This window comes from Amycolatopsis sp. VS8301801F10 (assembly GCF_046195355.1).
GTDB lineage: Bacteria > Actinomycetota > Actinomycetes > Mycobacteriales > Pseudonocardiaceae > Amycolatopsis.
The window spans coordinates 403,086-423,199 of sequence record NZ_CP176065.1 but is presented as its reverse complement, the minus strand read 5'-3'; the positions used below and the strand labels follow the sequence as shown (position 1 = coordinate 423,199).

The 20,114-nt window shown below is 70.7% G+C and carries 22 protein-coding genes; 8 read left to right on the top strand and 14 right to left on the bottom strand.

From position 1 onward, the window contains the following. Window positions 1-45 precede the first annotated feature (45 nt). Window positions 46-1,611 carry an LCP family protein gene (locus F9C11_RS01985; protein WP_409183250.1) on the bottom strand — a complete coding sequence of 522 codons (1,566 nt, stop codon included), beginning with the start codon at window positions 1,609-1,611 and terminating at the stop codon, window positions 46-48. A gap of 119 nt (window positions 1,612-1,730) precedes the next feature. On the opposite strand from F9C11_RS01985, the gene rfbB reads away from it, so the two are divergent. Together rfbB and rfbD are read left to right on the top strand one after the other, a co-directional pair. Then, the gene (rfbB, locus tag F9C11_RS01980) at window positions 1,731-2,723 is read left to right on the top strand and encodes a dTDP-glucose 4,6-dehydratase (RefSeq protein ID WP_409183249.1); all 993 of its coding nucleotides are present in this window, start codon (window positions 1,731-1,733) and stop codon (window positions 2,721-2,723) included. A 47-nt stretch (window positions 2,724-2,770) separates the two neighbouring features. Beyond that, window positions 2,771-3,655, top strand: coding sequence for a dTDP-4-dehydrorhamnose reductase (gene rfbD, locus F9C11_RS01975; protein ID WP_409183248.1), 885 nt, complete (start codon window positions 2,771-2,773; stop codon window positions 3,653-3,655). 30 nt (window positions 3,656-3,685) lie between these two features. Here the strand turns inward: rfbD and F9C11_RS01970 are convergent, their stop codons facing one another. Genes F9C11_RS01970 through F9C11_RS01960 form a run of 3 tightly spaced genes read right to left on the bottom strand, consistent with a single transcriptional unit; the run spans window position 3,686 to window position 8,238 of the window. Beyond that, a complete protein-coding gene (locus F9C11_RS01970; RefSeq protein WP_409183247.1) occupies window positions 3,686-4,771 on the bottom strand; it encodes a glycosyltransferase family 4 protein in 1,086 nt (361 codons plus the stop codon). Next, window positions 4,764-7,277, bottom strand: a complete 2,514-nt coding sequence (locus F9C11_RS01965; RefSeq protein WP_409183246.1) for a glycosyltransferase — start codon at window positions 7,275-7,277, stop codon at window positions 4,764-4,766. The genes F9C11_RS01970 and F9C11_RS01965 overlap by 8 nt, the downstream gene beginning before the upstream one ends. A gap of 31 nt (window positions 7,278-7,308) precedes the next feature. Then, complete coding sequence (locus F9C11_RS01960) at window positions 7,309-8,238, bottom strand: glycosyltransferase family 2 protein (RefSeq protein WP_409183245.1); 930 nt, start codon at window positions 8,236-8,238, stop codon at window positions 7,309-7,311. Between the two features lie 18 nt (window positions 8,239-8,256). Here F9C11_RS01960 and F9C11_RS01955 point away from each other — a divergent pair, with 18 nt between their 5' ends. Then, window positions 8,257-9,342, top strand: coding sequence for a glycosyltransferase family 4 protein (locus tag F9C11_RS01955; protein ID WP_409183244.1), 1,086 nt, complete (start codon window positions 8,257-8,259; stop codon window positions 9,340-9,342). 254 nt (window positions 9,343-9,596) lie between these two features. Continuing rightward, a complete protein-coding gene (locus tag F9C11_RS01950) occupies window positions 9,597-10,727 on the top strand; it encodes a glycosyltransferase family 4 protein (RefSeq protein WP_409186788.1) in 1,131 nt (376 codons plus the stop codon). On the opposite strand, the gene F9C11_RS01945 is transcribed toward F9C11_RS01950, so the two are convergent. After that, window positions 10,724-10,993, bottom strand: a complete 270-nt coding sequence (locus F9C11_RS01945) for an amidohydrolase family protein (RefSeq protein ID WP_409183243.1) — start codon at window positions 10,991-10,993, stop codon at window positions 10,724-10,726. The genes F9C11_RS01950 and F9C11_RS01945 overlap by 4 nt on opposite strands. 102 nt (window positions 10,994-11,095) lie before the next feature. Here F9C11_RS01945 and F9C11_RS01940 point away from each other — a divergent pair, with 102 nt between their 5' ends. Beyond that, window positions 11,096-11,737, top strand: a complete 642-nt coding sequence (locus F9C11_RS01940; protein ID WP_409183242.1) for a TetR/AcrR family transcriptional regulator — start codon at window positions 11,096-11,098, stop codon at window positions 11,735-11,737. A gap of 50 nt (window positions 11,738-11,787) precedes the next feature. Next, window positions 11,788-12,651 (top strand): glycosyltransferase family 2 protein, encoded by an 864-nt coding sequence (locus F9C11_RS01935; RefSeq protein WP_409183241.1) that lies wholly within the window; start codon window positions 11,788-11,790, stop codon window positions 12,649-12,651. 87 nt (window positions 12,652-12,738) lie between these two features. On the opposite strand, the gene F9C11_RS01930 is transcribed toward F9C11_RS01935, so the two are convergent. Beyond that, the gene (locus F9C11_RS01930; protein ID WP_409183240.1) at window positions 12,739-13,218 is read right to left on the bottom strand and encodes a hypothetical protein; all 480 of its coding nucleotides are present in this window, start codon (window positions 13,216-13,218) and stop codon (window positions 12,739-12,741) included. Window positions 13,219-13,358: 140 nt separating this feature from the next. Here F9C11_RS01930 and F9C11_RS01925 point away from each other — a divergent pair, with 140 nt between their 5' ends. Both F9C11_RS01925 and F9C11_RS01920 read left to right on the top strand, forming a co-directional pair. Then, window positions 13,359-14,438, top strand: a complete 1,080-nt coding sequence (locus F9C11_RS01925) for a sugar phosphate nucleotidyltransferase (protein WP_409183239.1) — start codon at window positions 13,359-13,361, stop codon at window positions 14,436-14,438. Next, complete coding sequence (locus F9C11_RS01920) at window positions 14,438-15,331, top strand: DNA-3-methyladenine glycosylase family protein (protein WP_409183238.1); 894 nt, start codon at window positions 14,438-14,440, stop codon at window positions 15,329-15,331. Before F9C11_RS01925 ends, F9C11_RS01920 begins: the two co-directional genes overlap by 1 nt. Before the next feature lie 27 nt (window positions 15,332-15,358). On the opposite strand, the gene F9C11_RS01915 is transcribed toward F9C11_RS01920, so the two are convergent. From F9C11_RS01915 to F9C11_RS01880, 8 genes are read right to left on the bottom strand one after another with little or no spacing between them, the layout of a single operon-like run. Beyond that, window positions 15,359-15,673 carry a hypothetical protein gene (locus F9C11_RS01915; protein ID WP_409183237.1) on the bottom strand — a complete coding sequence of 105 codons (315 nt, stop codon included), beginning with the start codon at window positions 15,671-15,673 and terminating at the stop codon, window positions 15,359-15,361. 44 nt (window positions 15,674-15,717) lie between these two features. Continuing rightward, a complete protein-coding gene (locus F9C11_RS01910) occupies window positions 15,718-15,924 on the bottom strand; it encodes a hypothetical protein (protein WP_409183236.1) in 207 nt (68 codons plus the stop codon). Window positions 15,925-15,979: 55 nt separating this feature from the next. Beyond that, window positions 15,980-16,333: a GntR family transcriptional regulator gene (locus F9C11_RS01905; protein WP_409183235.1), complete on the bottom strand. Its 354-nt coding sequence runs from the start codon at window positions 16,331-16,333 to the stop codon at window positions 15,980-15,982. Next, window positions 16,330-16,476 carry an LPXTG cell wall anchor domain-containing protein gene (locus F9C11_RS01900; protein WP_409183234.1) on the bottom strand — a complete coding sequence of 49 codons (147 nt, stop codon included), beginning with the start codon at window positions 16,474-16,476 and terminating at the stop codon, window positions 16,330-16,332. The genes F9C11_RS01905 and F9C11_RS01900 overlap by 4 nt, the downstream gene beginning before the upstream one ends. Before the next feature lie 9 nt (window positions 16,477-16,485). Then, on the bottom strand, window positions 16,486-17,013 hold the full coding sequence (locus F9C11_RS01895; RefSeq protein ID WP_409183233.1) for an NUDIX hydrolase: 528 nt from the start codon (window positions 17,011-17,013) through the stop codon (window positions 16,486-16,488). After that, a complete protein-coding gene (locus F9C11_RS01890; RefSeq protein WP_409183232.1) occupies window positions 17,010-18,419 on the bottom strand; it encodes a coenzyme F420-0:L-glutamate ligase in 1,410 nt (469 codons plus the stop codon). The genes F9C11_RS01895 and F9C11_RS01890 overlap by 4 nt, the downstream gene beginning before the upstream one ends. Continuing rightward, window positions 18,355-19,356: a 2-phospho-L-lactate transferase gene (gene cofD, locus F9C11_RS01885; RefSeq protein ID WP_409183231.1), complete on the bottom strand. Its 1,002-nt coding sequence runs from the start codon at window positions 19,354-19,356 to the stop codon at window positions 18,355-18,357. Before cofD ends, F9C11_RS01890 begins: the two co-directional genes overlap by 65 nt. Further along, complete coding sequence (locus tag F9C11_RS01880) at window positions 19,353-20,102, bottom strand: GNAT family N-acetyltransferase (RefSeq protein ID WP_409183230.1); 750 nt, start codon at window positions 20,100-20,102, stop codon at window positions 19,353-19,355. The genes cofD and F9C11_RS01880 overlap by 4 nt, the downstream gene beginning before the upstream one ends. Between the last annotated feature and the right edge of the window lie 12 nt (window positions 20,103-20,114).

The following is a 20,114-nucleotide window of genomic DNA, read 5'->3' as shown; positions in this document are numbered from 1 at the left end:
ACCAGCGTACGGCCTGCGGCACGCCACCACGCTGGGTGCTCGACTCTAGTTGACGCAGGGAACATCGCCCGCCGTGATGAGCGGCGCGGGTGAGTTCGAGGGGCTGGACGAGGGCGGTCCGGACGGCGCAGACGAGGGCGGGGCCGCAGGGGTCGTCGGAGTCGTCGGAGTCGCCGGGGGAGCCGAGGACGTCGTGGCCGGCGCTGCGGCGGTGTCCCGCGCGTCCTTGCCGAGGATGACCCGGACGTGCCCGGCGGCGACGTCGGCGTCCGGCTCGGCCTGTGCGCTGCCGCCGAGGGCTTGGCGGACCAGGTCGGCGGCGGTCTCGTCCGACGGGTGGTAGCGCAGCACGGTCGTGGAGCGGGTGGACAGCTTCGTGCTCGTGCCGAGCTGGAAACCCTTGCCCTGCAACAGGCCCCGCAGCTGCTCGGCGGCGCCCGAACCGGAGCCGTCGAACAGTTCGACGGTGACCTGGCCGGCTCCGGGCAACGGCGCGTCGCTGGGCGGCGGGGCGCTGCCGTCCGAGGTCAGCCGGTTGACCTCGGCGCGGACCTTCGCCGGGTCGACGCGCAGCACGTCCGCGCCGCCGATGACCGCGTTGCCCTCGGTGGGGATGGTGTGGAATTCGACGTTTCCGCCGGTCAGCCCGCGCATCTGGGCGGCGAACTCGGACAGGTCCCAGCCCGAGGACAGCACCACGGACTTCTTCACCGCCTCGATGAGCTCCGCGATCCGCACCGGGTTGGCCAGCACCTCGGACGAGAGCACCTTGTTCGCCAGCCCGGACAGGAACGCCTGCTGGCGCGCGATCCGGTCGAGGTCGCCGTTCTGCAGGCCGTAGCGCTGCCGGACGAACGCGAGCGCCTGCACGCCCTCGATGGTCTGTTTCCCGGCGGGCAGGTCGACGCCCGACTTCTTTTCCTTGACCGGGTTCTTGAGGCACACCTGCACGCCGCCGATGGCCTTCGTGACCTCGTAGAAGCTGGCCAGGTTCACCTCGGCGTAGCGGTCGATCATGCCCGGTTTGCCGATGAACTTCTCGAGCGTCGCGACGAGGTTCTTGCGCCCGGCGAGCTTGGCCTTCTCGTCGACGTCCTTGAGGTCGGCGTTGCCCTTGGCCTGCAGCGTCTTGGCGGTGTCGTTGTAGGCGTAGACGTACGCGCTGTTCAGCTTGTGCTTGCCGAAGCCGCCGGTGATCTCGACGTAGGAGTCGCGCGGGAAGGAGATGGCGATCGCGTGCTCCCCGTTCTGCGGGATGTGCACGAGAATCATCGTGTCGGTCTGCTTTTCGCCGTCCGATTCGCCGGCGTGCAGCATGTCGAGCACCTCGCGGGGCAGCGGGTTGCCCTGCGCGTCGGTGCGGCTGTCCTGGCCGACCAGGAGGATGTCGATCGCGCCGTCGAGCGGTTTCGCGTGCGCTTCCTGCTCGCCGAAGATCGCCGTGGTGGAGAAGCCAGCCCGCGGGTCGCCGATGAACTGCCAGCCGTACCAGGTCAGCGCCAGCACGACCACGGACACGACGGACAGCAGGATTTTCCCGCCGCGCCGCAGCACGACGACCGCGCCGCGACCGCGGTGCGCCGGCAGCGGCGTCCCCGGCCATTCGGCCACTTGTTCCTCCCCAGGATGCCCAGCGCGTTTCGCGCTTTGCCGAACTCTACCGAGCCTCAGGTAAGCCACCCGTAGGCTGGTGGCGAGATTGCCCGGTCGGGCGGAAGGGTGGATGAGGGATGCGGGTCCTGGTCACCGGCGGTGCCGGGTTCATCGGTTCGCACTACGTGCGCCAGGTGTTGTCGGGGGCGTATCCGACCCTGGCCGATGCCGAGGTCGTGGTGCTGGACAAGCTCACTTACGCGGGCAACGAGGCGAACCTCGCGCCGGTCGCGGACAGCCCGCGGCTGCGTTTCGTGCGCGGCGACATCTGCGACGCCGCACAGGTCGCCGAGCTGATGACCGGCGTCGATCTGGTCGTGCACTTCGCCGCGGAGTCCCATGTGGACCGCTCGATCCTCGGGTCGGCGGACTTCGTGCTCACCAACGTGCTCGGCACGCAGACCTTGCTGCAGGCCGCGCTGGAGGCGCGGGTCGGGAAGTTCGTGCACGTCTCGACGGACGAGGTGTACGGGTCCATCCAGGACGGTTCGTGGTCGGAAGACCACGTACTGGAGCCGAATTCGCCGTACTCGGCTTCGAAGGCGTCGTCGGATCTGATCGCCCGCTCGTACTTCCGGACGCACGGACTGCCGGTGTGCGTCACGCGGTGCTCGAACAACTACGGCCCGTACCAGTTCCCGGAGAAGGTCATCCCACTGTTCGCGACGAACCTGCTGGACGGCAGGAAAGTCCCGCTCTACGGCGATGGTCTGAACATCCGGGACTGGCTGCACGTGGACGACCACTGCCACGGAATCCAGCTGGTCGCCGACGGCGGCCGCCCCGGCGAGATCTACAACATCGGCGGCGGCACCGAACTGACCAACCGGGAGCTGACCGAACGCCTGCTCGCGGCGGTCGGCGCCGGCTGGGAAATGGTCGAACCGGTGGCCGACCGCAAGGGCCACGACCGGCGGTACTCGGTCGACATCACGAAGATCAGCGGCGAACTCGGTTACGCTCCGCGGGTGTCGTTCGAGGACGGTCTGGCGGAGACGGTGCGCTGGTATGCCGACAACCGCGCGTGGTGGGAGCCGCTGAAGGCCCGCGCCGCGCTCGGCACGTCCTGAAACCCTTGTCGCAGTAGTCGAAGTAGTCGCAGTAGGGAGGTACGCCGGTGCGGCTGGCAGTGCTCGTTCCCGGCGGTTCCGGCCAGGTCGGCCGGGACCTGGTGAACACCGCGGGCCCGGAAACGGAGGTGCTGGCGCCTTCGTCGGCGGAACTGGACGTCACGGCGACGGGCCAGGTGATCGCCGCGGTCGGGGAGCTGGCCGAGCGGGCCGCGGCTGCCGGTGCGGTTCCGGTGGTGATCAACGCCGCGGCTTATACGGCGGTCGACGCCGCGGAATCGGACGAGGCACGGGCGTTCGCGGTGAATGTCGACGGGCCGCGAGTGTTGGCGGCGGCTTGTACTTCGCGACGCGTGCCGTTGATTCACCTCTCCACGGATTACGTTTTTCCCGGGGACGGGGATCGGCCTTATGAAGTGGATGACGCTCTGGGGCCGAAGAATGCTTACGGGCGGACCAAGGCCGCAGGAGAGGATGCGGTACTCGGGTCGGGCGCGTCGGCTTGGGTGGTGCGGACCAGCTGGGTTTACGGGAAAACCGGGGCCAATTTCGTCGAGACCATGCGGCGGTTGGAGTCGGAGCGGGACGAGCTGTCCGTGGTGGACGACCAGGTGGGAGCGCCTACCTGGTCGGCTGATCTGGCTCGGGGGCTCTGGGAGCTTGCCGGAGCGATTGCCGCCGGCCGGGGGCCCGCGGGGAAGGTTTTGCACTGCACCGGCGGCGGCGAGACTTCCTGGTACGGATTCGCCCGCGCCATTTTCGAGGAGCTCGGCGCGGATCCGGACCGGGTCAAGCCGTGCACTACCGCGGAATTCCCGCGTCCGGCCGCTCGCCCCGCTTACTCGTTGCTTTCCAACGCTTCTTGGCGGGACGCGGGACTGACTCCGCTGCGGGAGTGGCGGACGGCCTTGACCTCGTATCTCCACGGCTGACCGGAGAATGCCCCAGCGGCATTCTCCGGCTTAAGACTCGGTTGCCTGCCGGTATGCGTCCAGAGTGCGCAACGCCGTGTTGTGCCAGGTGAAGCTCGCCGCGTGGTTTCTGCGGGCGGTGGACGTCGCCAGGCCGTGCGGGTCGGTGACGGCTTGGCGGAGTGCTTCGGCGAGGCCGGCTACGTCGTCGTAGGGGACCAGTGTGGCGCAGTCTCCCGCTACTTCGCGCAGGGCGGGGATGTCGGTGCAGACGACGGGAACATCCGACGCCATTGCTTCCAGCACCGGCAGTCCGAAGCCTTCGTCCCTGGACGGGAGAACCAGGGCAGCGGCACCGGCCACTACCGTCCGAAGGTCCACATCGGACAGATAGCCGGTCTGTCCGGACCTCGGCAGCCTCGGGAACGGGCCGGGGCCCGCGAAAACCAGCGGCGGCAGATCCGGCGCGGCGGCATGGGCGGCCGCCAGCCAGTCCAAGCCCTTGCGCGGTCCGGCAGCACCGGCGAACAGCAGGTATTTGTCCGGCAACCGCAGCTTCGCCCGCACCCCGTCGTCCGGCGGGCGGGCGGTGAACCAAGCCGGATTCACCCCGAGCGGAGTGGCGATGATCTTCGACCGGTCGACGTCCAGCTTTTCCGCGACCAAGTCCGCGACCGCCTCGGTGGGGGTGCAGATGACGTTCGCCCGGTGCGCACCCCGGCGGACCAGTTCCGGCAGCGTCCGGTCGGAGTGGGCCAGTTCCTGCGGGGCGTCAAGGAAAGCCAGGTCGTGGATCGTCAGAACTCCGGCGGCGCGGAGGCGGCCGGGGAGGACGAAGTTCGTGCCGTGTACGACATCGGTCGGCCCGGCGAACAATTCGACCGGCGGCAGCTGGGTGCGCAGCCAGGTAGCCCGCAACAGCCTCGCCGAAACCGGCATTCCCCGCGCCTGCACTCCATGCGGCAACACATGACGCAGTTTTCGCCAGCCCCGCAAGGTGAACGCGACCGCGCGAAGGTCCACTTCGGACAGGGAAGCCAGCTCTTCGCTCAGCGCGGCGGTGTACCGGCCGATTCCGGTCCGGGAACCGAGCAGGGGAGTGCCGTCTAGCAGGACGCGCAGCGGACGGTCAGCCACGGCGCAACCGCTCCCGCGCCACCTTCGTGACCCGCCCCGCCGCTCGCCTCGCCAGTTCGCCGGGGCCGCCAGCGGCGAGATATTCCCGTACCAGGGCCAAATCCCGCCGGACCATCGCGGTGCCGCGCACTGGTTCGCTGACGGTCAGGTCCGCACTCCCGGGCAGCCGGTCCGCGGCCGGACGCGGGTTGCGGCAGAACTCCACCAGCGGCTTCAGCGCCTCCGGCCAGGCGTACCGCTGCGCGACGACCCGGATTCGTTCGACACAGGCGTCGGCGAATTCCCTGTCGTACAACGACTTTTCCAGTGCGTCCGCCAGCGCGCCGGCGTCTTCGGCGGGGACGACCACGCCCAGGCCTTCCGCGCGGACCAGGTCGGCGAACGCGTCCCCGTCCGTCGTCACGATCGGCAATCCGGCCCACAGGTAGTCGAGAACCCGGGTGCGGAAAGCGAAAGTCGTCTCGACGTGTTCGTAATGCGTTGTCACCCCGCAGTCCGCGTCGAGCAGCCAGTTCTGCCGCTCCGAATACGGGACCCATTGTTCGTTGAAGAAAACGTTCTTGTCGGTGAGGCCCAGCGAATCCGCGAGCCGGATCGTCCGGGCGCCGATGTCCATCTCGGCGACCTCGGGGTTCGGGTGCTTCATGCCGAGGAACACGAGACGGGCGTCGTCGCGGCGGTGGCGGAGCAGGTCGAAGGCGCGGATCAGGGTCAGCGGGTCGAACCAGCTGTAGACGCCGCCCGCCCACAGCACGACGCGGTCGGATTCGCCGATGCCCAGCGCGGAACGCAGGCCGGGGCCGGTGCGCGTCGGGGCTTGCGGGGAGAGGCCGAACGGGACGACGGCGAGCAGCGACTGGGTGGTCGGGTCCGCGTCGTAGAGCCGAGGGGACAACCGGCCGAGCGCGGCGAGGTGGCCCAGCCAGAAATGGCGCTGGCGTTCCGAGGCGCACAGGAAGAAATCGGCGCGTTCCAGCTGGGCGTCGAGGACGCGGGTGACCCCGGCGAGGTCGAGCGCGCGCTGGTCGTCGGGGGCGTCCTTGCCCTGTTCCAGCAGCTCCAGGTGCATCGGGTCGTACACGTCCGCGACCACGATCTTGTGCTCGTGCTGCTTCTTCAGCGACGGCGCCAGCTCCAGCACGTGTCCCTGCAGGATCACGACGTCGGCCCATTCGATCGGGCCGTCGAGGTCGCGGTGTTTGCCCGAGCTGACCTGGAAGGGCGCGGGCGGCGGCGAGACCAGCGGGTTGGTGGTGATGAGGTGCACGTCGTGCTCGGCCGACAGCGTCGAGGCGATGTTCCACGCCCGGATCGCCGGGCCCGCCATCCGCTCGGTGATCGAATCGCCGGTCAGGACGAGGATCTTGCGCCGCTGTCCGAAGACGTCCTTGATGCCGAACGCTTCCACCAGGATTTCGTGCGCCCGCAGGTAGTCCGGCAGCGGGTACGCGGGCTCGAGTGCCTTGCGCAGCAAGGGAAGCAGGTCGGCATCGGTACGCACGCGCGCGGCCTGCTCGACCGCCCGGGACTCCGCCAGCGAAGGCATCATCTCCACGAACCGGTCCACCGCCAGCACTCCGGCGAGCGTGGTGCGCGGGACCGAGATATCCGAGGTGTCGACTGGGCCGACGCCCTTCTCCAGGTCCAGCTGATCCGGGTCGATGCCGCCGCGTGCGGTCGCCCGGCGGACGGCCAGCGCGAGCGCCGCGGGGAGGGCGCGCGCCAGGGATTCGTCGGAGAGGTTTTTGTACAGCGCGGCCAGCGCGTTGCGTTCCAGCAGGAAGGTCTCGCGGCCGGTGTCCGGCGCGTCGACGGCGGCCATGGTGCCGTGGTGGCGGTGGTAGGTGAGCGATTCCGGCACGTAGCGGACGCGCCAGCCGCGCAGGTTCAGCCGCCAGCCGAGGTCGACGTCCTCGTAGAACATGAAGAAGCGCTCGTCGAAACCGCCGAGTTCGGCGAACACCGACGCGCGGACGAACAGCGCCGAGCCAGTGCCGAAGAGGACGTCCTTGGCGACGTCGTGCTCGGCTTCGGGCACGTCCGCGAGGGGGCTGCCCGCGTGGCGTTTGTAGCCCATGCCGAACCAGGTCAGACCCGCGTCCACGAAGTCGGTGCCGGTGCCGTCCCAGTCGAGGACCTTGCTCGCCACCGCGGCGACGGTCGGCTGCGCGCGCAGCTCGGCGACGGCCGCCGAAACCCACGCCGGAGCGGGCCGCGCGTCGTTGTTGAGGAAGCCGAGGACGGTGCCGTTCGCGTGGTGCGCCCCGAGGTTGCAGCCGCCCGCGAATCCGGTGTTGACCGGCGATTCGATGAGCCGCACGTCGGGCACCGCGGCGCGGATGCGGGCCGCGTCGTCGCCGCCGGAAGCGTTGTCGACGCAGATCAGCTCGACATTCGCGTAGTCCAGGTCGGTTCGCAGCGCCCGCAGGCAGGTGATGGTGTCGTCGGCGCCGCGGTAATTCACCACGATCACCGAGACGAGCGGTTGCGGGTCCCCCACTGCCAAGACGAGCTCCTCCGTCGAATTTCCGCCCAGCTTAAAGGCCAGCCCAGGCATCCCAGATCGCGCCTCGGCCCAGCGCCGAGATCCGGCTTACGCGACCGCGTTCCCGCAGCGTGCGGGGGAGCCGGAGAATGACCTCCGCCAGCACCCGCAGCCGCAGCGCCGGGTCGAAGTTCGCCGCGTCCGGACGGCGCCGGCGCAGCGGAAGCACCGCGGTGAGCGCGGCGAAGCGGGCCAGCTCGCGGACCGCGACGGCGGCGGGGGCGCAGCGCAGCAGCATGAGCAACCGGTTGCGTTCGTTCCAGCGGTGAAATCGCGGTGAACCGGGCTTCGTGCTGGCCCCGTGCAGGTGCTGGACGCGTGCCTTCGGCGCGGCGGCGACGTGCCATCCGGCCAGCCGCAGCCGCCACGTGGTGTCGGTGTCCTCGTAGTAACAGAAGAAGCTCGCCGGGACCCCGCCGACCGCGCGCACGGCGTCGGTGCGCAGCAAGGCGGCACCGCCGCAGAAGCCGAACACCTCGTCGCTGGGTTCGGTGAGGTCGGCGCCGTGGCCGTCGGCGGTGAGCCGGACGCCGATGGACTGCGTGCTGCCGTCGGGCAGTTCGAGCCGGGAGGTGACGGCGGCGGCGAGCGGCTGGGCGTCGAGGGCGTCCTCGAGGTTGGCGAGCCAGTCCGGTTCGGGGGCGGCGTCGTCGTTGAGCCAGGCGACGCGCGGGGTCTCGATCCGGTCGAGGGCATGGGCCATCGCGCCGGCGTATCCGGTGTTGCGGCGCAGCCGGAGCACCTCCGGACGGCTGGGGTGCGCGGCGAGAATCCTTGCGGTGCCGTCGGTTGAGGCGTTGTCCACCACGAGTGTCCGATGTGGACGGTCCTGGGCGGCGAGCGCGTCGAGGCACGCGGCGAGGTGGTCTTCCCCACGCCAGGTCACCACGACGACGGTGGTGCCGGATTCCGCGCTGGTCACCTGCGAGAGAATAGCGGCGTGCCCGAACTGGTCGTGATCGCCGAGCAGCTGCTCGCCCCCGTTCCGGGTGGCACCGGCCGGTATACCGCCGAACTGCTGCCCGCGCTCGCCCGCACCGCGCCGCCCGGCTGGACCGTGTCCAGCGTGGTCGCGCGGCACGCGGACGTCTCCGCGGCCCGGATCGAGGGCGTCGAGGGGCCGCGCGTGCTGCCGTTGCCGCCGAGGGCGCTGGTCGCGCTGTGGCAGCTGGGCCTGCGCTGGTGGCCGGGAGGTGCCGCGGTGCACGCGCCGACCCCGTTCGCGCCGCCCCGTGCCCCGGCCGGACGAACACTGACCGTCACGGTGCACGACACGGTGCCGTGGACGCATCCGGAGACCCTGACCGCGCGCGGCGTCAGCTGGCACCGGTCGATGATCGCGCGAGCGGCGCGGCGGTCGTCCGGGCTGATCGTGCCGACCCGGGCGGTCGCCGACGAGCTGGCGGTGCTGCTGGACGTGGACGTTCCGGTGCGCGTCGTGCCGCACGGGGTGACGGTGCCGGAGGGGACCGCTGAGCTCGACCTGCCGTCGCGGTACGTGCTGGCGGTCGGGACGATCGAACCGCGCAAGGGCATGGACGTGCTGGTCGACGCGGTGGCGCAGCTCGACGGCACGGACGAGGTCGGCGACGTCGGCCTGGTGCTGGCAGGCCAGCCCGGCTGGGGCGGCATCGACCCGGTGCGGCTGGCGGCCGACCGCGGCCTGAAATCGGTGCGGGTACTGGGGAAAGTGACCGACGCGCAACTGGCGACGGCGCTGCGCGGGGCGAGTGTGCTGGCGATGCCGAGCCTCGCCGAGGGCTTCGGGCTGCCGCTGCTGGAAGCGATGGCGATCGGGGTGCCGGTGGTGCACACGGACGTCCCGGCGCTGGTGGAGGTCTCCGGCGGAGCGGGGCTGGTGGTGCCGCGCGGCGACGCGGACGCGCTGGCGTGGGCGCTGAAAGAGGTGCTGCGGTCGCCGGACAAGGCGGCGGAGCTGGCGAAACTCGGCCGGGAGCGGGCACGGACGTTCACCTGGCGGGCCGCGGCGGAGGCGGTTTGGGCAGCGCATCGGCGGTCTGGCTGACGGCGTGGTCGGGGGCGGCGGCTGGGCGGATCGCTTCGGGTGGCGCGCGAAGGGTCCGGCGGTATCGGGCAGCTGCACCGCGGGTCGAGCCGGTGGGTTCGGGCTGCGATCGAGGTGACACGGATGGGTGAACCCAGACGGGTGAGCGCAGGTGGGCGAGGGTGGCGGCGCCTGGAGTCGGCGGCAGTTTGCCGGTTCCTGACCTGTGCGGTGGGTGACCGCCGTACTCTGCACTCGTGACCGGTGATCCCCGTGTGCTGATCGACGCGACCGCGGTGCCCGCGGATCGGGGCGGGGTCGGTCGTTACGTGGACTCGCTCGTCGGTGCGCTCGACCAGGACGGGGCTCGGCTGACGGTGGTCTGCCAGCCGCGTGACCTGCCGCTTTACGGTCAGCTCGCGCCCAGTTCCCGCATTGTCGCCGCCTCGCCCGCGACCTCGACGCGCACTGCCCGGCTGACCTGGGAGCAGGCCACCTTGCCCCGGCTCGTGCGCCGGCTCGCGGCCGACGTCGTGCACTCGCCGCACTACACGATGCCGCTCGCCAGCCCGGCCGCTTCGGTGGTCACGCTGCACGACGCGACGTTCTTCACCGACGCGGTCCTGCACTCGTCGGTCAAGGCCCGGTTCTTCCGCGCGTGGACGGCCACCGCGCTGCGCCGGGCGACACTGTGCGTAGTTCCCAGTCACGCGACCGCGGTAGAGCTGGCTCGGGTGACCCCGGTGCGGCGGGCGGAGCTGGAGATCATCCACCATGGCGTCGACAGCGAGCGGTTCCATCCGCCGTCGCCGGAGGAGGTCGCGGCGGCGCGCAAGGCGATCGGGCTCGGCTCGACGCCGTACATCGCGTTCCTCGGCGCGCTCGAACCGCGGAAGAACGTGCCCGCGCTGATCCGCGGTTACGCCCGCGCGGTCGCCGGGCAGCGGGACGCTCCGGCGCTCGTACTCGCTGGTCAGCCGGGTTGGGACACTCAAGTCGAGCGTGCGCTGGACGCGGTGCCGCACCGGCTTCGCGTGATCCGCGCGGGTTACCTGCCGTTCGGCACGCTCGCCGGATTCCTCGGCGGCGCGGAACTCGTGGCGTATCCGAGCCTCGGCGAAGGCTTCGGACTGCCGGTGCTCGAAGCGATGGCCTGCGGGGCCGCGGTACTGACCACGCGCCGCCTTTCCCTGCCGGAGGTCGGCGGCGACGCGGTCGCGTACTGCGGCGTCGGCGCGGGCGATGTCGCCGCGGCGCTGACGGAATTGCTGGCCGATCCGTCGCGTCGCTCGGTGCTGGCTTCCGCGGCGCAGCGGCGGGCCAAGGAATTCTCGTGGACGACAACGGCGGATCGGCACCGCGAGGCTTACGGAAAAGCCTGGCACCAGCATTTGCGCAACCGTTAACGGAGCCGGTAAAGGGCTTCCGCGTTGGCGTGCGCGATCTTTTCCCGGTCTTCCTCGTTGGGCAATTTCTCCAGGAATTCCGTGACCGCGGTGGCGTTGACCTGATGGAACGGGTAATCGCCGGACAGCAGGATCCGGTCGGCGGTCGTGTATTCGAGTGCGTTGCGCAGCATTCGGGGCACGAGCATTCCGCTGGTCGCCAGGTGGATATTGGTGCGGAAATACTCGGAGACGCGCCGCTCGAGATGCGTGGCCGTATGCGACATTAACGCTGAGGAAGACCGTACCGGCCCGCGATCGTGAACGTCAATAGCGGAAGTGAAGGGGCTTAACTACACTGCCCGGAGAGGAACGAAGGGAACCAGCCGATGGCCGAACAGGCACCGCGGGAGCGCTACCGCGCGCAGGTCCGCGAGGAGATCAAGCAGCACGCGCGACAGCAGATCGCCGAAGCGGGGCTGCCCGCGCTGTCGCTCACCGCGATCGCCAAGCAGATGAGCATGACCGTCCCCGCGCTGTACCGGTACTACCGCGGCCGGGACGAGCTGATCACCGCGTTGATCCGGGACGCGTTCCGCAGCCTCGCCGACACCGTCCGGGCGGCGGCGGATTCCGGGGCGGACCTGCTCGCCCTGGCGCACGTCATCCGGGATTGGGCCAAGGCCGATCCGCAGCGCTACTTCCTCCTCTACGGCACGCCGGTGCCCGGCTACCACGCGCCGCCGGACACGACGGCGATCTCCAGCGAGGTGATGGAAGTCCTGCTCGAGGCGAGTGCGCGGGAGGGCGAACCGGAGTCGACGCCCTTCCAAGCCCACCTGGAAACCCATCGGGAGTGGGTCGGGCGCGACACCGTCAGCACCGGCGCGGCACGGCTCGCGCTGGCCTTCTGGACCCGCCTGCACGGGGTGCTGTCGCTCGAATTGGCCGGCCACTTCACCGGGATGAAGTTCGACCCGGGCCTGCTGATCGACGACGAACTGGCGCAGTTGAGAGGTCACGGCGGGTGACCGGGTCGGTGGGCTGACGTAGCCGTCCGTGAGCAGTGGACAATGGCGCGGTGACTGAGCAGCGCACGTATGGTGACCGCGTCGGCGTCGTGACCGTGACCTACTTCCCCGGCGAAACGCTCGAGAAGTTCCTCGACACGCTCGACAAGGCGACTGACCGCGACGTGCACGTCGTCGTCGCCGACAACGCGTCCACCGACGGTGCGCCGGAGAAGGCCGCCGAACGCGAGAACGTCACGCTGGTCAGCATCGGCGAGAACGTCGGCTACGGGACGGCCGCCAACCGCGGCGTCGCGGCGCTCGACGACAGCTACGGCTGGGTCGTCGTGGTCAACCCGGACCTCGAATGGGAGCCGGGTTCGCTCGACGCGCTGCTCGAGGTCGCCCAGCGCTGGCCGCGCGGGGGCGCGTTCGGGCCGCTGATCCACGACCTCGACGGGACCGTCTACCCGTCCGCGCGGCTGCTGCCGTCGTTCGGGCGCGGGATCGGGCACGCGGTGTTCGGCAAGATCTGGCCGGGCAACCCGTGGACCCGCGAATACCGCCAGGAGAACGCCGCGCCGACCGAGCGCACGTCCGGCTGGCTGTCCGGCTCCTGCCAGCTCTTCCGGCGCGAAGCGTTCGACTCCGTCGGCGGCTTCGACACCCGCTACTTCATGTACTTCGAGGACGTCGACCTCGGCGACCGGCTCGCGAAGGCGGGCTGGCAGAACGTCTACGCGCCGTCGTCGAGCGTGATGCACATCGGCGGCCACTCGACGGCGCGCGCGTCGGCGAAGATGCTGCGCGCCCACCACGCGAGCGCCTACCGCTACCTCGCCGACCGGCACCAGGGACTGCGGTGGAAGCCGGTGCTGGCGGCGGTGAAGCTGGGGCTGGCGCTGCGGGTGAAGCTGGAGACGCGCAAGGGCTGAGGTCCGCAAAGGACACCCGGCCTTCCGGATGCTCAGCCGCGGCAACCCTTCGCCGTCGTCAAGATCAGCCGCGGAACCCCGCGAAGATCACAGCCCGTCGAGCCGGCGGGACAGATTGGACCGTCCGCTGTTCTGCTTGATCGTCGGGACCAGGCCGGTCATTTCCTCCTCGGCCGGTTCCTTCAGCGGGCTCGCCACCGGCTTCGCCTGCGGGCGCGGGACCAGCGGCGTCGTCGGCTGCGGACCGGCCGGGCTCGGCACCGTCGGCTGCGGCGCGGTGTTCTGCGGGCCCGGGACCTCGAGCGGCCGCGTCGGCGTCGGCTGGGCCAGCGGATGCGGCGACGGCTGGGTGCGCGTGCCCGCGGCCAGCGGATGGTCGTTCTCTTCGATCAGCGACGCGGGCAGCTGCGTCGTCGTGTCCGGGTCCAGCCCGGAGACCACCGAGGCGGAGATCTGCTGGGTGCTGGAGGAATCCATCGGAGACGTCATGTTGTCCGGCGTCACCACGAAGGCGCCGCGGGATCGTGCGCGTGCGAGCAGAGCGTCCGCGCGATCGCGGGGGTCCATTCCCCTCGGCCTCCCGACTGACCCGGGGCCTCTCGGGAAAGGCCCGCCTGTTTCCTGTCTAGGGTAGGCCCTCGGGGCCCGCGCCGCCCACGTTTCCCGCGGCTTGTCGCTCAGCGGTGCGTGATACAAAGGAGATTTCTGTGACGTCCGAGGTCGAGGTCGACGCCGTCGTACTGGTCGGCGGCCAGGGCACGCGGCTGCGCCCGCTCACGCTGTCCGCGCCGAAGCCGATGCTGCCGACGGCGGGCACGCCGTATCTGAGCCACCTGTTCTCCCGCATCCGCGCGGCCGGGATCCGGCACGTGGTGCTCGGCACGTCGTACCGGGCCGAGGTGTTCGAGGAGTACTTCGGCGACGGATCCGCGCACGGTCTCGACCTCGAGTACGTGGTGGAGGAAGAGCCGCTCGACACCGGCGGCGCCATCCGCAACGTCTACGACCGGCTCCGCGCCGACCACGCGATCGTCTTCAACGGCGACATCCTCTCCGGGGCCGACCTGCACGCCCAGCTGCGCACCCACCTCGACTCCGGCGCGGACGTGACGCTGCACCTGCAGCGCGTCCCGGATCCGAGCCGGTTCGGTTCGGTGCCGACCGACCCCGACGGGCGCGTCACCGCCTTCCTGGAGAAGACGCCGAATCCGCCGACCGACCAGATCAACGCCGGCTGCTACGTCTTCCGCCGTCCGGTGATCGAGACCATCCCGGCCGGGCGGCGGGTGTCGGTCGAACGCGAGACTTTCCCCGGGCTCCTCGAAAACGGCGCGCATCTGCACGGATTTGTCGACGCTTCGTACTGGCTCGACGTCGGCACCCCGGAGGCTTTCGTCCGCGGCAGCGCCGATCTGGTCCGCGGCGTCGCGCCGACGTCCGCGCTGACCGGCCCGACCGGCGAGTTCCTGGCGTTGGACGGAGCTTCCGTCGCCGCCGGAGCGAAACTCGCCGGCGGGACGACGATCGGTGCCCGGGCCGTCGTCGGGAAGGACGCGACGGTGTCCGGTTCGGTCGTGTTCGACGACGCGGTGATCGGCCCGGACGCGATTGTGGAGAATTCGGTGCTGGGCCGCGGCGCGCGGGTCGGCGAGGGTGCGGTGCTGCGCGGCGTGGTGCTCGGCGACGGCGCGTCGGTGGGCGCGCGCTGCGAACTGCTCGACGGCGTGCGGATCTGGCCCGGCGTTTCGGTGCCGGACGGCGGCATCCGGTTTTCGAGCGACGCGTGATGGAGTGGCGTCCGGGGTTTCCGGTGGATCTGGCGCAAGTGCTGGGTCCGCTGAGCCGTGGGCGCGGGTCGCTGAACTTCCGGCGCGAGCGCGGCGTCTGGTGGCTGGCCGCGAACACGCCCGGCGGCAAGGGAACGCTGGCGCTGCTGCACCGGCCGGACGGCGTCGTCGAGGCCGAGGCTTGGGGCGAGGGCGCGGAGTTCCTGCTCGACGGCGTGCCCGCGCTGCTCGGCGCGGACGATGACGACACCGGATTCGTCGCGCACCACGACGTGATCGCCGCGGCTCGCCGCGATACGCCAGGGCTGCGGCTCGGTTCGACCGGCCGGGTGTGGGACGCGCTGGTGCTGGCGGTCCTCGAACAGAAGGTGAGCGGCAAGGAAGCGATCCGCTCGTGGGCGGAGCTGTGCCGGTGGTTCGGCACGCGCGCTCCCGGGCCGGGCCCGGACTTCCTGCGGGTGCCGCCGGACCCGGTCGCCATTCGGTCCATTGTGGACTGGAACTGGCACAAGATCGGGGTGGACGTGAAGCGCCGCTCGGCCCTGATCGAGGCGGCACGGGTCGCTCCGCGGCTCGAAGAAGCGGTGCAGTTGCGCGGGCTCGAGGGACGCGCGTGGCTGCGGAAGGTGCGCGGCATCGGCGTGTGGACGGCGGCGGAGATCGCCCAGCGCGCGTGGGGCGATCCGGACGCGGTCAGCTTCGGCGACTACAACATCCCGGCGGTGGTCGGGCACACGCTGCTCGGCCGGAAGATCGACGACGCGGAGATGGCGGAGGTGCTCGCGCCGTACGCACCGCAACGACAGCGAGCGATCCGGTACCTGGCGGCAGCCGGGGCTCGGCGGCCGCGGTTCGGGCCGCGGATTGAGCTGCGGGATTACCGGGCGATGTGAGTGCCTGACCGGCGTGTCGCGGTCTGACTACCGACCGGGGCCCTGCGGCGGGTACGGATACTGCGGGTTCTGCGGCGGGACACCGGGCTGTGGCGGGTACTGGGCACCGGGCTGCGGCGGGTACTGCGGGCCGGGCTGCGGATAGCCGGGGTAGTTCTGGACGGGATAGCCCTGCTGCGGTCCCGGCGGGGGATTGCCCTGGCCGGGCGGCGGATAGCCCTGCTGCGGCGGGAAGTAGCCCGGCGGCGGGCCTTGCTTCTTCTTGGCCGAAGCGCGCACGATCGCGAATACCAGGCCTGCTATCAGCAGCAGGATGATGAGATGCCACGGTTGTACAGCCATGAAGACCCTCCCCTGGTCAAGGCTTTGTCGCAGGACGAAGCGGGTCAGCCCTGCGGATTCTGCGGCGGATATTGCTGCCGCGGGTGCTGGCCCTGCGGCTGCTGACCATACGGAGCACCGGGCCCCTGCTGCCCCGGGTACTGTCCCGGCCCAGCCTGCGGCGGCTGCTTAGGCCGCCCCACCGTGAATTTCAGGATCAGGACGACCACCAGCAGCAGGACGAGCGCGCCCGGCAGGACGTAGTTCAGCATGAGGTTCCCATCGGGTCGGGCACGGACAAAACCAGATGCTAATTCCTCGCCGCGATCAGCGCAGGGCTGCCGCCGCGATCGCCACGCCTTGTTCTGCTGACAAGCCCAACCCCCGGATCACCTCGGCGTACGTGGCCGCGGCGGCTTGGGCTCGGGAGAGTGTCTCGTCGCCGGTCGCGCCGACGAAAGTGCCTGCTCTGCCTCGGGTTTCCAGCAGACCGGCTTCCTCCAGTTCGCGGTAGGCGCGGGCCACCGTGTTCGGGGCGATGCCCAGTTCCGCGGCCAGTCCGCGCACCGTCGGGAGTTTCGTGCCGACCGCGAGGGTGCCGTCGTTGATCTGGTTGGCCAGCGACGTCCGGACCTGTTCGAACGGCGGAACGGGCGAAGCCGGGTCGTAGGTGATGCTCATCGTTGCCGCCGTTTCTTCCGGATGCTCACCACAATGCCCAGCGCCAGCAGCGCGAACGCCACCGCGAAGCCGATCAGCACCACCCATCCGCTGATGGCCGCGCCCGTGTCGCCCGGGTGCAGGTGCGGTCGCGCCAGGTCCATGCGTCCAGGTTAACGGGCCGCCGCGAGCAGTTCGGCCAGATCTTCCGAACCCGCGGGCAGCGCGTCCACCGGCCACCAGCGCAGGTCGTCGGACTCCTCGCTGCGCACCGGTTCCGCGCCGGGCGGTGCGTGCACGACGTATCGGACGTCGAAATGCCTGGTCGGGACGCCGAGGGAGCAGGTGATCGGGTGCACGTCCAGGTGCACCGGCGTTTCGCCGATGACCAGGCCGCTCATGCCGGACTCCTCGGTCGCCTCGCGCAGCGCCGCTTCGGCCAGCGACGCGTCGGACGGTTCGCAGTGCCCGCCGAGCTGCAGCCAGCGGCCGACGCGCGGGTGCAGGGTCAGCAGGACCTGCGTGCCGGTCGAGTCGAGGACCACCGCGGACGCGGTCAGGTGCCCGGCTTCGCAGGAGCGCTGGCAGGTGTCCGGCCGCGAAGCGAGAAAGCCGAGAAATGCTTGCCGCAGCGACTCTTGCGCCGGTTCCGCCGGCTTCCAGCCGCTCAGCTCGGCGACGGCGGATTCGTGCAGGGTCATCGTTCGATCAGCCAATCGCCGGTGGTCAGCGGTCCGCGTGGGGGAGCGGGTTCGGCCGCGTGCCCGATCGCGACCGCGCCGAGCGGATGCCACTGGTCGTCCAAGTCCAAAGTGGACCGGACGAGGTCGGCGGCGAAAATGGTCGAGCCGATCCAGCACGAGCCGAGGTCCTCGGCGGCCAGCGCGACCAGCAGGCCCTGCACGGCGGCACCGGCGGCGACGGTGAACATGGTGCGCTCGTGCCGGTTTCGCCGGTCGTCACGATAGGTGTGCGCGCCTTCGGGCACCAGGAACGGGATCACCAGTTCCGGCGCGCGATAGAGAATGTCGCCGCGGGACAGGCGTTTCGCGATTTGCTCCGGGGTGAAGCCGTCGCTGGTCAGGTCGGCTTCCCAGGACGCGCGCATCGCGTCGAGGAGTTTGCGGCGCAGGCCTTCGTCGCGCAGCCAGAGGAACCGCACCGGGTGCGTGTGGTGCGGCGCGGGCGCGGTGAGCGCGGACGCGACCGCGCGGCGCATCGCTTCCGGATCCACCGGCTCGTCGCTGAACTGCCGGACGGAACGCCGGTGCGGCACGGCTTCCCGGCGGCCCTGCGCGAGGGCTTCATTGGTGCCCAAGCGAAAGAGGTCGGTTTCGATCGGGCGGATCAGGTCGCGCGCGGTGGAGCCGTCGTCGTGGATCCGCAGTCCGCGCACGACCGCCACCGGCAGCCCGCCGAGCTTGCCCTTGACCAGATCCGCCGCGGCGGCGATCTCGTCCGCGATCGCGATTTCCGTGACCGCCAGCTCGTTTCCCTGCGAATCGACCTGTCCGGCGTACCCGTGCAGCACGCGCAGTCCGGACGCGCCGATCGCGGCGTCGGTTTGGCCGACTCGCCAGGCCCGACCCATGGTGTCGGTGACGACCACGGCCACCTCGACGCCCAGCCGTTCCCGCAAACCGTTGCGCAGTGCCAAAGCGGACGCGTCCGGGTCCGCGGGCAGCAGCGCCACCTCGTCGCCGCGCACGTTCGACGCGTCGATCCCGGCCGCCGCCTGGACGATGCCCAGCTGGTTCTCGGTGATCATCGTGCGCGCGATCCGGGCGACCACCCGCACCGATTCTTCCTCGACCAGCTTGCGCCGCGCCGCGTCCCGGGCCTCGGGATCGCTCGGCACGCGCACCAGCCGGCCCTCGATCTTCGAAAACGCCTTGCTGGTCACCACGACCACGTCGCCGGAACGCAGCCACGGCGCGGCGGCCACGATCGCACCGGTCAGGTCGTCCCCGGGACGGAACTCCGGCAGTCCGGGGACCGGCAGGATCTCGATCTTCTGGGAAGCGTGATCAGGCCGCGCCGAATCAGACACTAGAAACTCCAGCCACGTCGAGCGCCGCGCGGACCATGTCCGCCGTCGCGTCCACATCGGACATCAGCAGCGGCACCGCGCGCACGTCCACGCCGGGCACCGTGACCTCGTGATCCTCTGGCGCGACGAGCCAGCCGTCGAGCACGCCGCCTTCCGAACGCGCGCCGTAATGGCGGCCGACCGCCTCCGCCGAGGTTTCCACGCCGATCGCGGTGAGGCACGCGTCGGCCATGCCGCGCAACGCTTTCCCGCCGATGATCGGCGACACCCCGACGACCTTCGCGCGGGACTTCCGCAGCGCGTCGCGCACCCCGGGCACCCCGAGCGTCGTGCCGACCGACACGACCGGGTTCGACGGCGCGAACAGCACGACGTCCGCCTCGGCCAGCGCTTCGAGCACGCCCGGACCGGGCTTGGCCTCGTCGTTGCCGACCGCGACGATCGAATGCGCGGGCACGCCTGCCCGGTAGCGCACCCACCACTCCTGGAAGTGCACGGCCTTGCGCTGCTCCGGGTTCTCCGGATCGTCGATCACGACGTGGGTCTCGACCCGGTCGTCCGTCATCGGCAGCAGCCGCACGCCGGGCTGCCAGCGGTCGCACAGCGCCTCGGTGACCTGGGACAGCGGATAACCCGCGCGCAGCATCCGCGACCGGATCAGGTGCGTCGCGATGTCCTTGTCGCCGAGCCCGAACCAGGTCGGCTCCGCGCCGTAGGCGGCGAGTTCCTCCTTGACCGTCCAGGTCTCGCCCGCGTGTCCCCAGCCGCGTTCGGTGTCGATGCCGCCGCCGAGGGTGTACATGCAGGTGTCGAGATCCGGGCAGATGCGCAGGCCGTGCATCCACACGTCGTCGCCGGTGTTCACCAGCGCGGTGATCTCGTGCGGAGACTCGGCCGACCCTTCCGAGCCGATCGCGGGCAGTCCGAGCGCGGTCTTGACCCCGAGCAGGAAGCGGGCGCCGCCCACCCCGCCAACCAGTACGACGATCTTCACGACTGGCGATCCTCGCACGTCCGCGGCGCCGGGCCCCAGTACCGGTACCTGTGGTGCTCCGAACAGCCCAGCGCGGAATACAACGCCAGCGCGCCGGTGTTGCCCACCGCCACTTGCAGGACCCACTTATCGGCGCCGTGCGCGCGGCCCCAGTCGGCGAGCGCGTGCAGCACCGTGGTGGCCAGACCCCGGCGGCGAAACGCCGGTGCGACCGCGAGGCGGGCGACGTGCAGCCAGCCGTCCACGATCGCGCCGCGCACCACCCCCGCGGTCGTCCCGTCGGCTGTCACGACGCCGTAGCCGACCTTTCCGGTGGTCACGACGTGCCGCTGGGCGGGACTCGGCTCAGTGGTGTTCTCGGCCAGTTCCCACCATTCCGGCGTCGCCTGGTCGAGCACCTCGGCGCCGCGCGAAGGCCCGGACGGCAGCGGACCGGTCAGTACCGAAACCCGGTATCCGGCGGCGTGCTCGACCTGCTCGCGCCAGCCCGCCGCGGCCACCTCGCGCTCCAGTTCGCTGTCCTCCAGCACCTGAACCGCGGGCGGAATGCCGCGGGCGTGGGCGAAGTCACACACGGCCTCGAGCGCTTTCCGGACCGGGCGGCCGGGGTCGCCGACGGCGAGTGCGCTGTTCGCGCGCCCGGTGAAGCCGTCCGCCCAGCGCAAAGTCCATTCCCCGAGCGGCTCCTCGACCACCGCCGGCCACGCTTTCGCGCACACGATTTCGAGCTTTTCCCGGGTGTTCACGGTTAGATTGTG

What these genes read in the sequence shown, in the direction of transcription:
- F9C11_RS01900 (WP_409183234.1), bottom strand. Translation starts at nt 16,476, where the DNA reads ATGGACCTGGCGCGACCGCACCTGCACCCGGGCGACACGGGCGCGGCC.
- F9C11_RS01920 (WP_409183238.1), top strand. Translation starts at nt 14,438, where the DNA reads ATGGAGTGGCGTCCGGGGTTTCCGGTGGATCTGGCGCAAGTGCTGGGT.
- F9C11_RS01910 (WP_409183236.1), bottom strand. Translation starts at nt 15,924, where the DNA reads ATGCTGAACTACGTCCTGCCGGGCGCGCTCGTCCTGCTGCTGGTGGTC.
- F9C11_RS01890 (WP_409183232.1), bottom strand. Translation starts at nt 18,419, where the DNA reads ATGTGGACGCGACGGCGGACATGGTCCGCGCGGCGCTCGACGTGGCTG.
- F9C11_RS01930 (WP_409183240.1), bottom strand. Translation starts at nt 13,218, where the DNA reads ATGGACCCCCGCGATCGCGCGGACGCTCTGCTCGCACGCGCACGATCC.
- F9C11_RS01895 (WP_409183233.1), bottom strand. Translation starts at nt 17,013, where the DNA reads ATGACCCTGCACGAATCCGCCGTCGCCGAGCTGAGCGGCTGGAAGCCG.
- F9C11_RS01940 (WP_409183242.1), top strand. Translation starts at nt 11,096, where the DNA reads ATGGCCGAACAGGCACCGCGGGAGCGCTACCGCGCGCAGGTCCGCGAG.
- F9C11_RS01915 (WP_409183237.1), bottom strand. Translation starts at nt 15,673, where the DNA reads ATGGCTGTACAACCGTGGCATCTCATCATCCTGCTGCTGATAGCAGGC.
- F9C11_RS01945 (WP_409183243.1), bottom strand. Translation starts at nt 10,993, where the DNA reads ATGTCGCATACGGCCACGCATCTCGAGCGGCGCGTCTCCGAGTATTTC.
- F9C11_RS01905 (WP_409183235.1), bottom strand. Translation starts at nt 16,333, where the DNA reads ATGAGCATCACCTACGACCCGGCTTCGCCCGTTCCGCCGTTCGAACAG.
- rfbB (WP_409183249.1), top strand. Translation starts at nt 1,731, where the DNA reads ATGCGGGTCCTGGTCACCGGCGGTGCCGGGTTCATCGGTTCGCACTAC.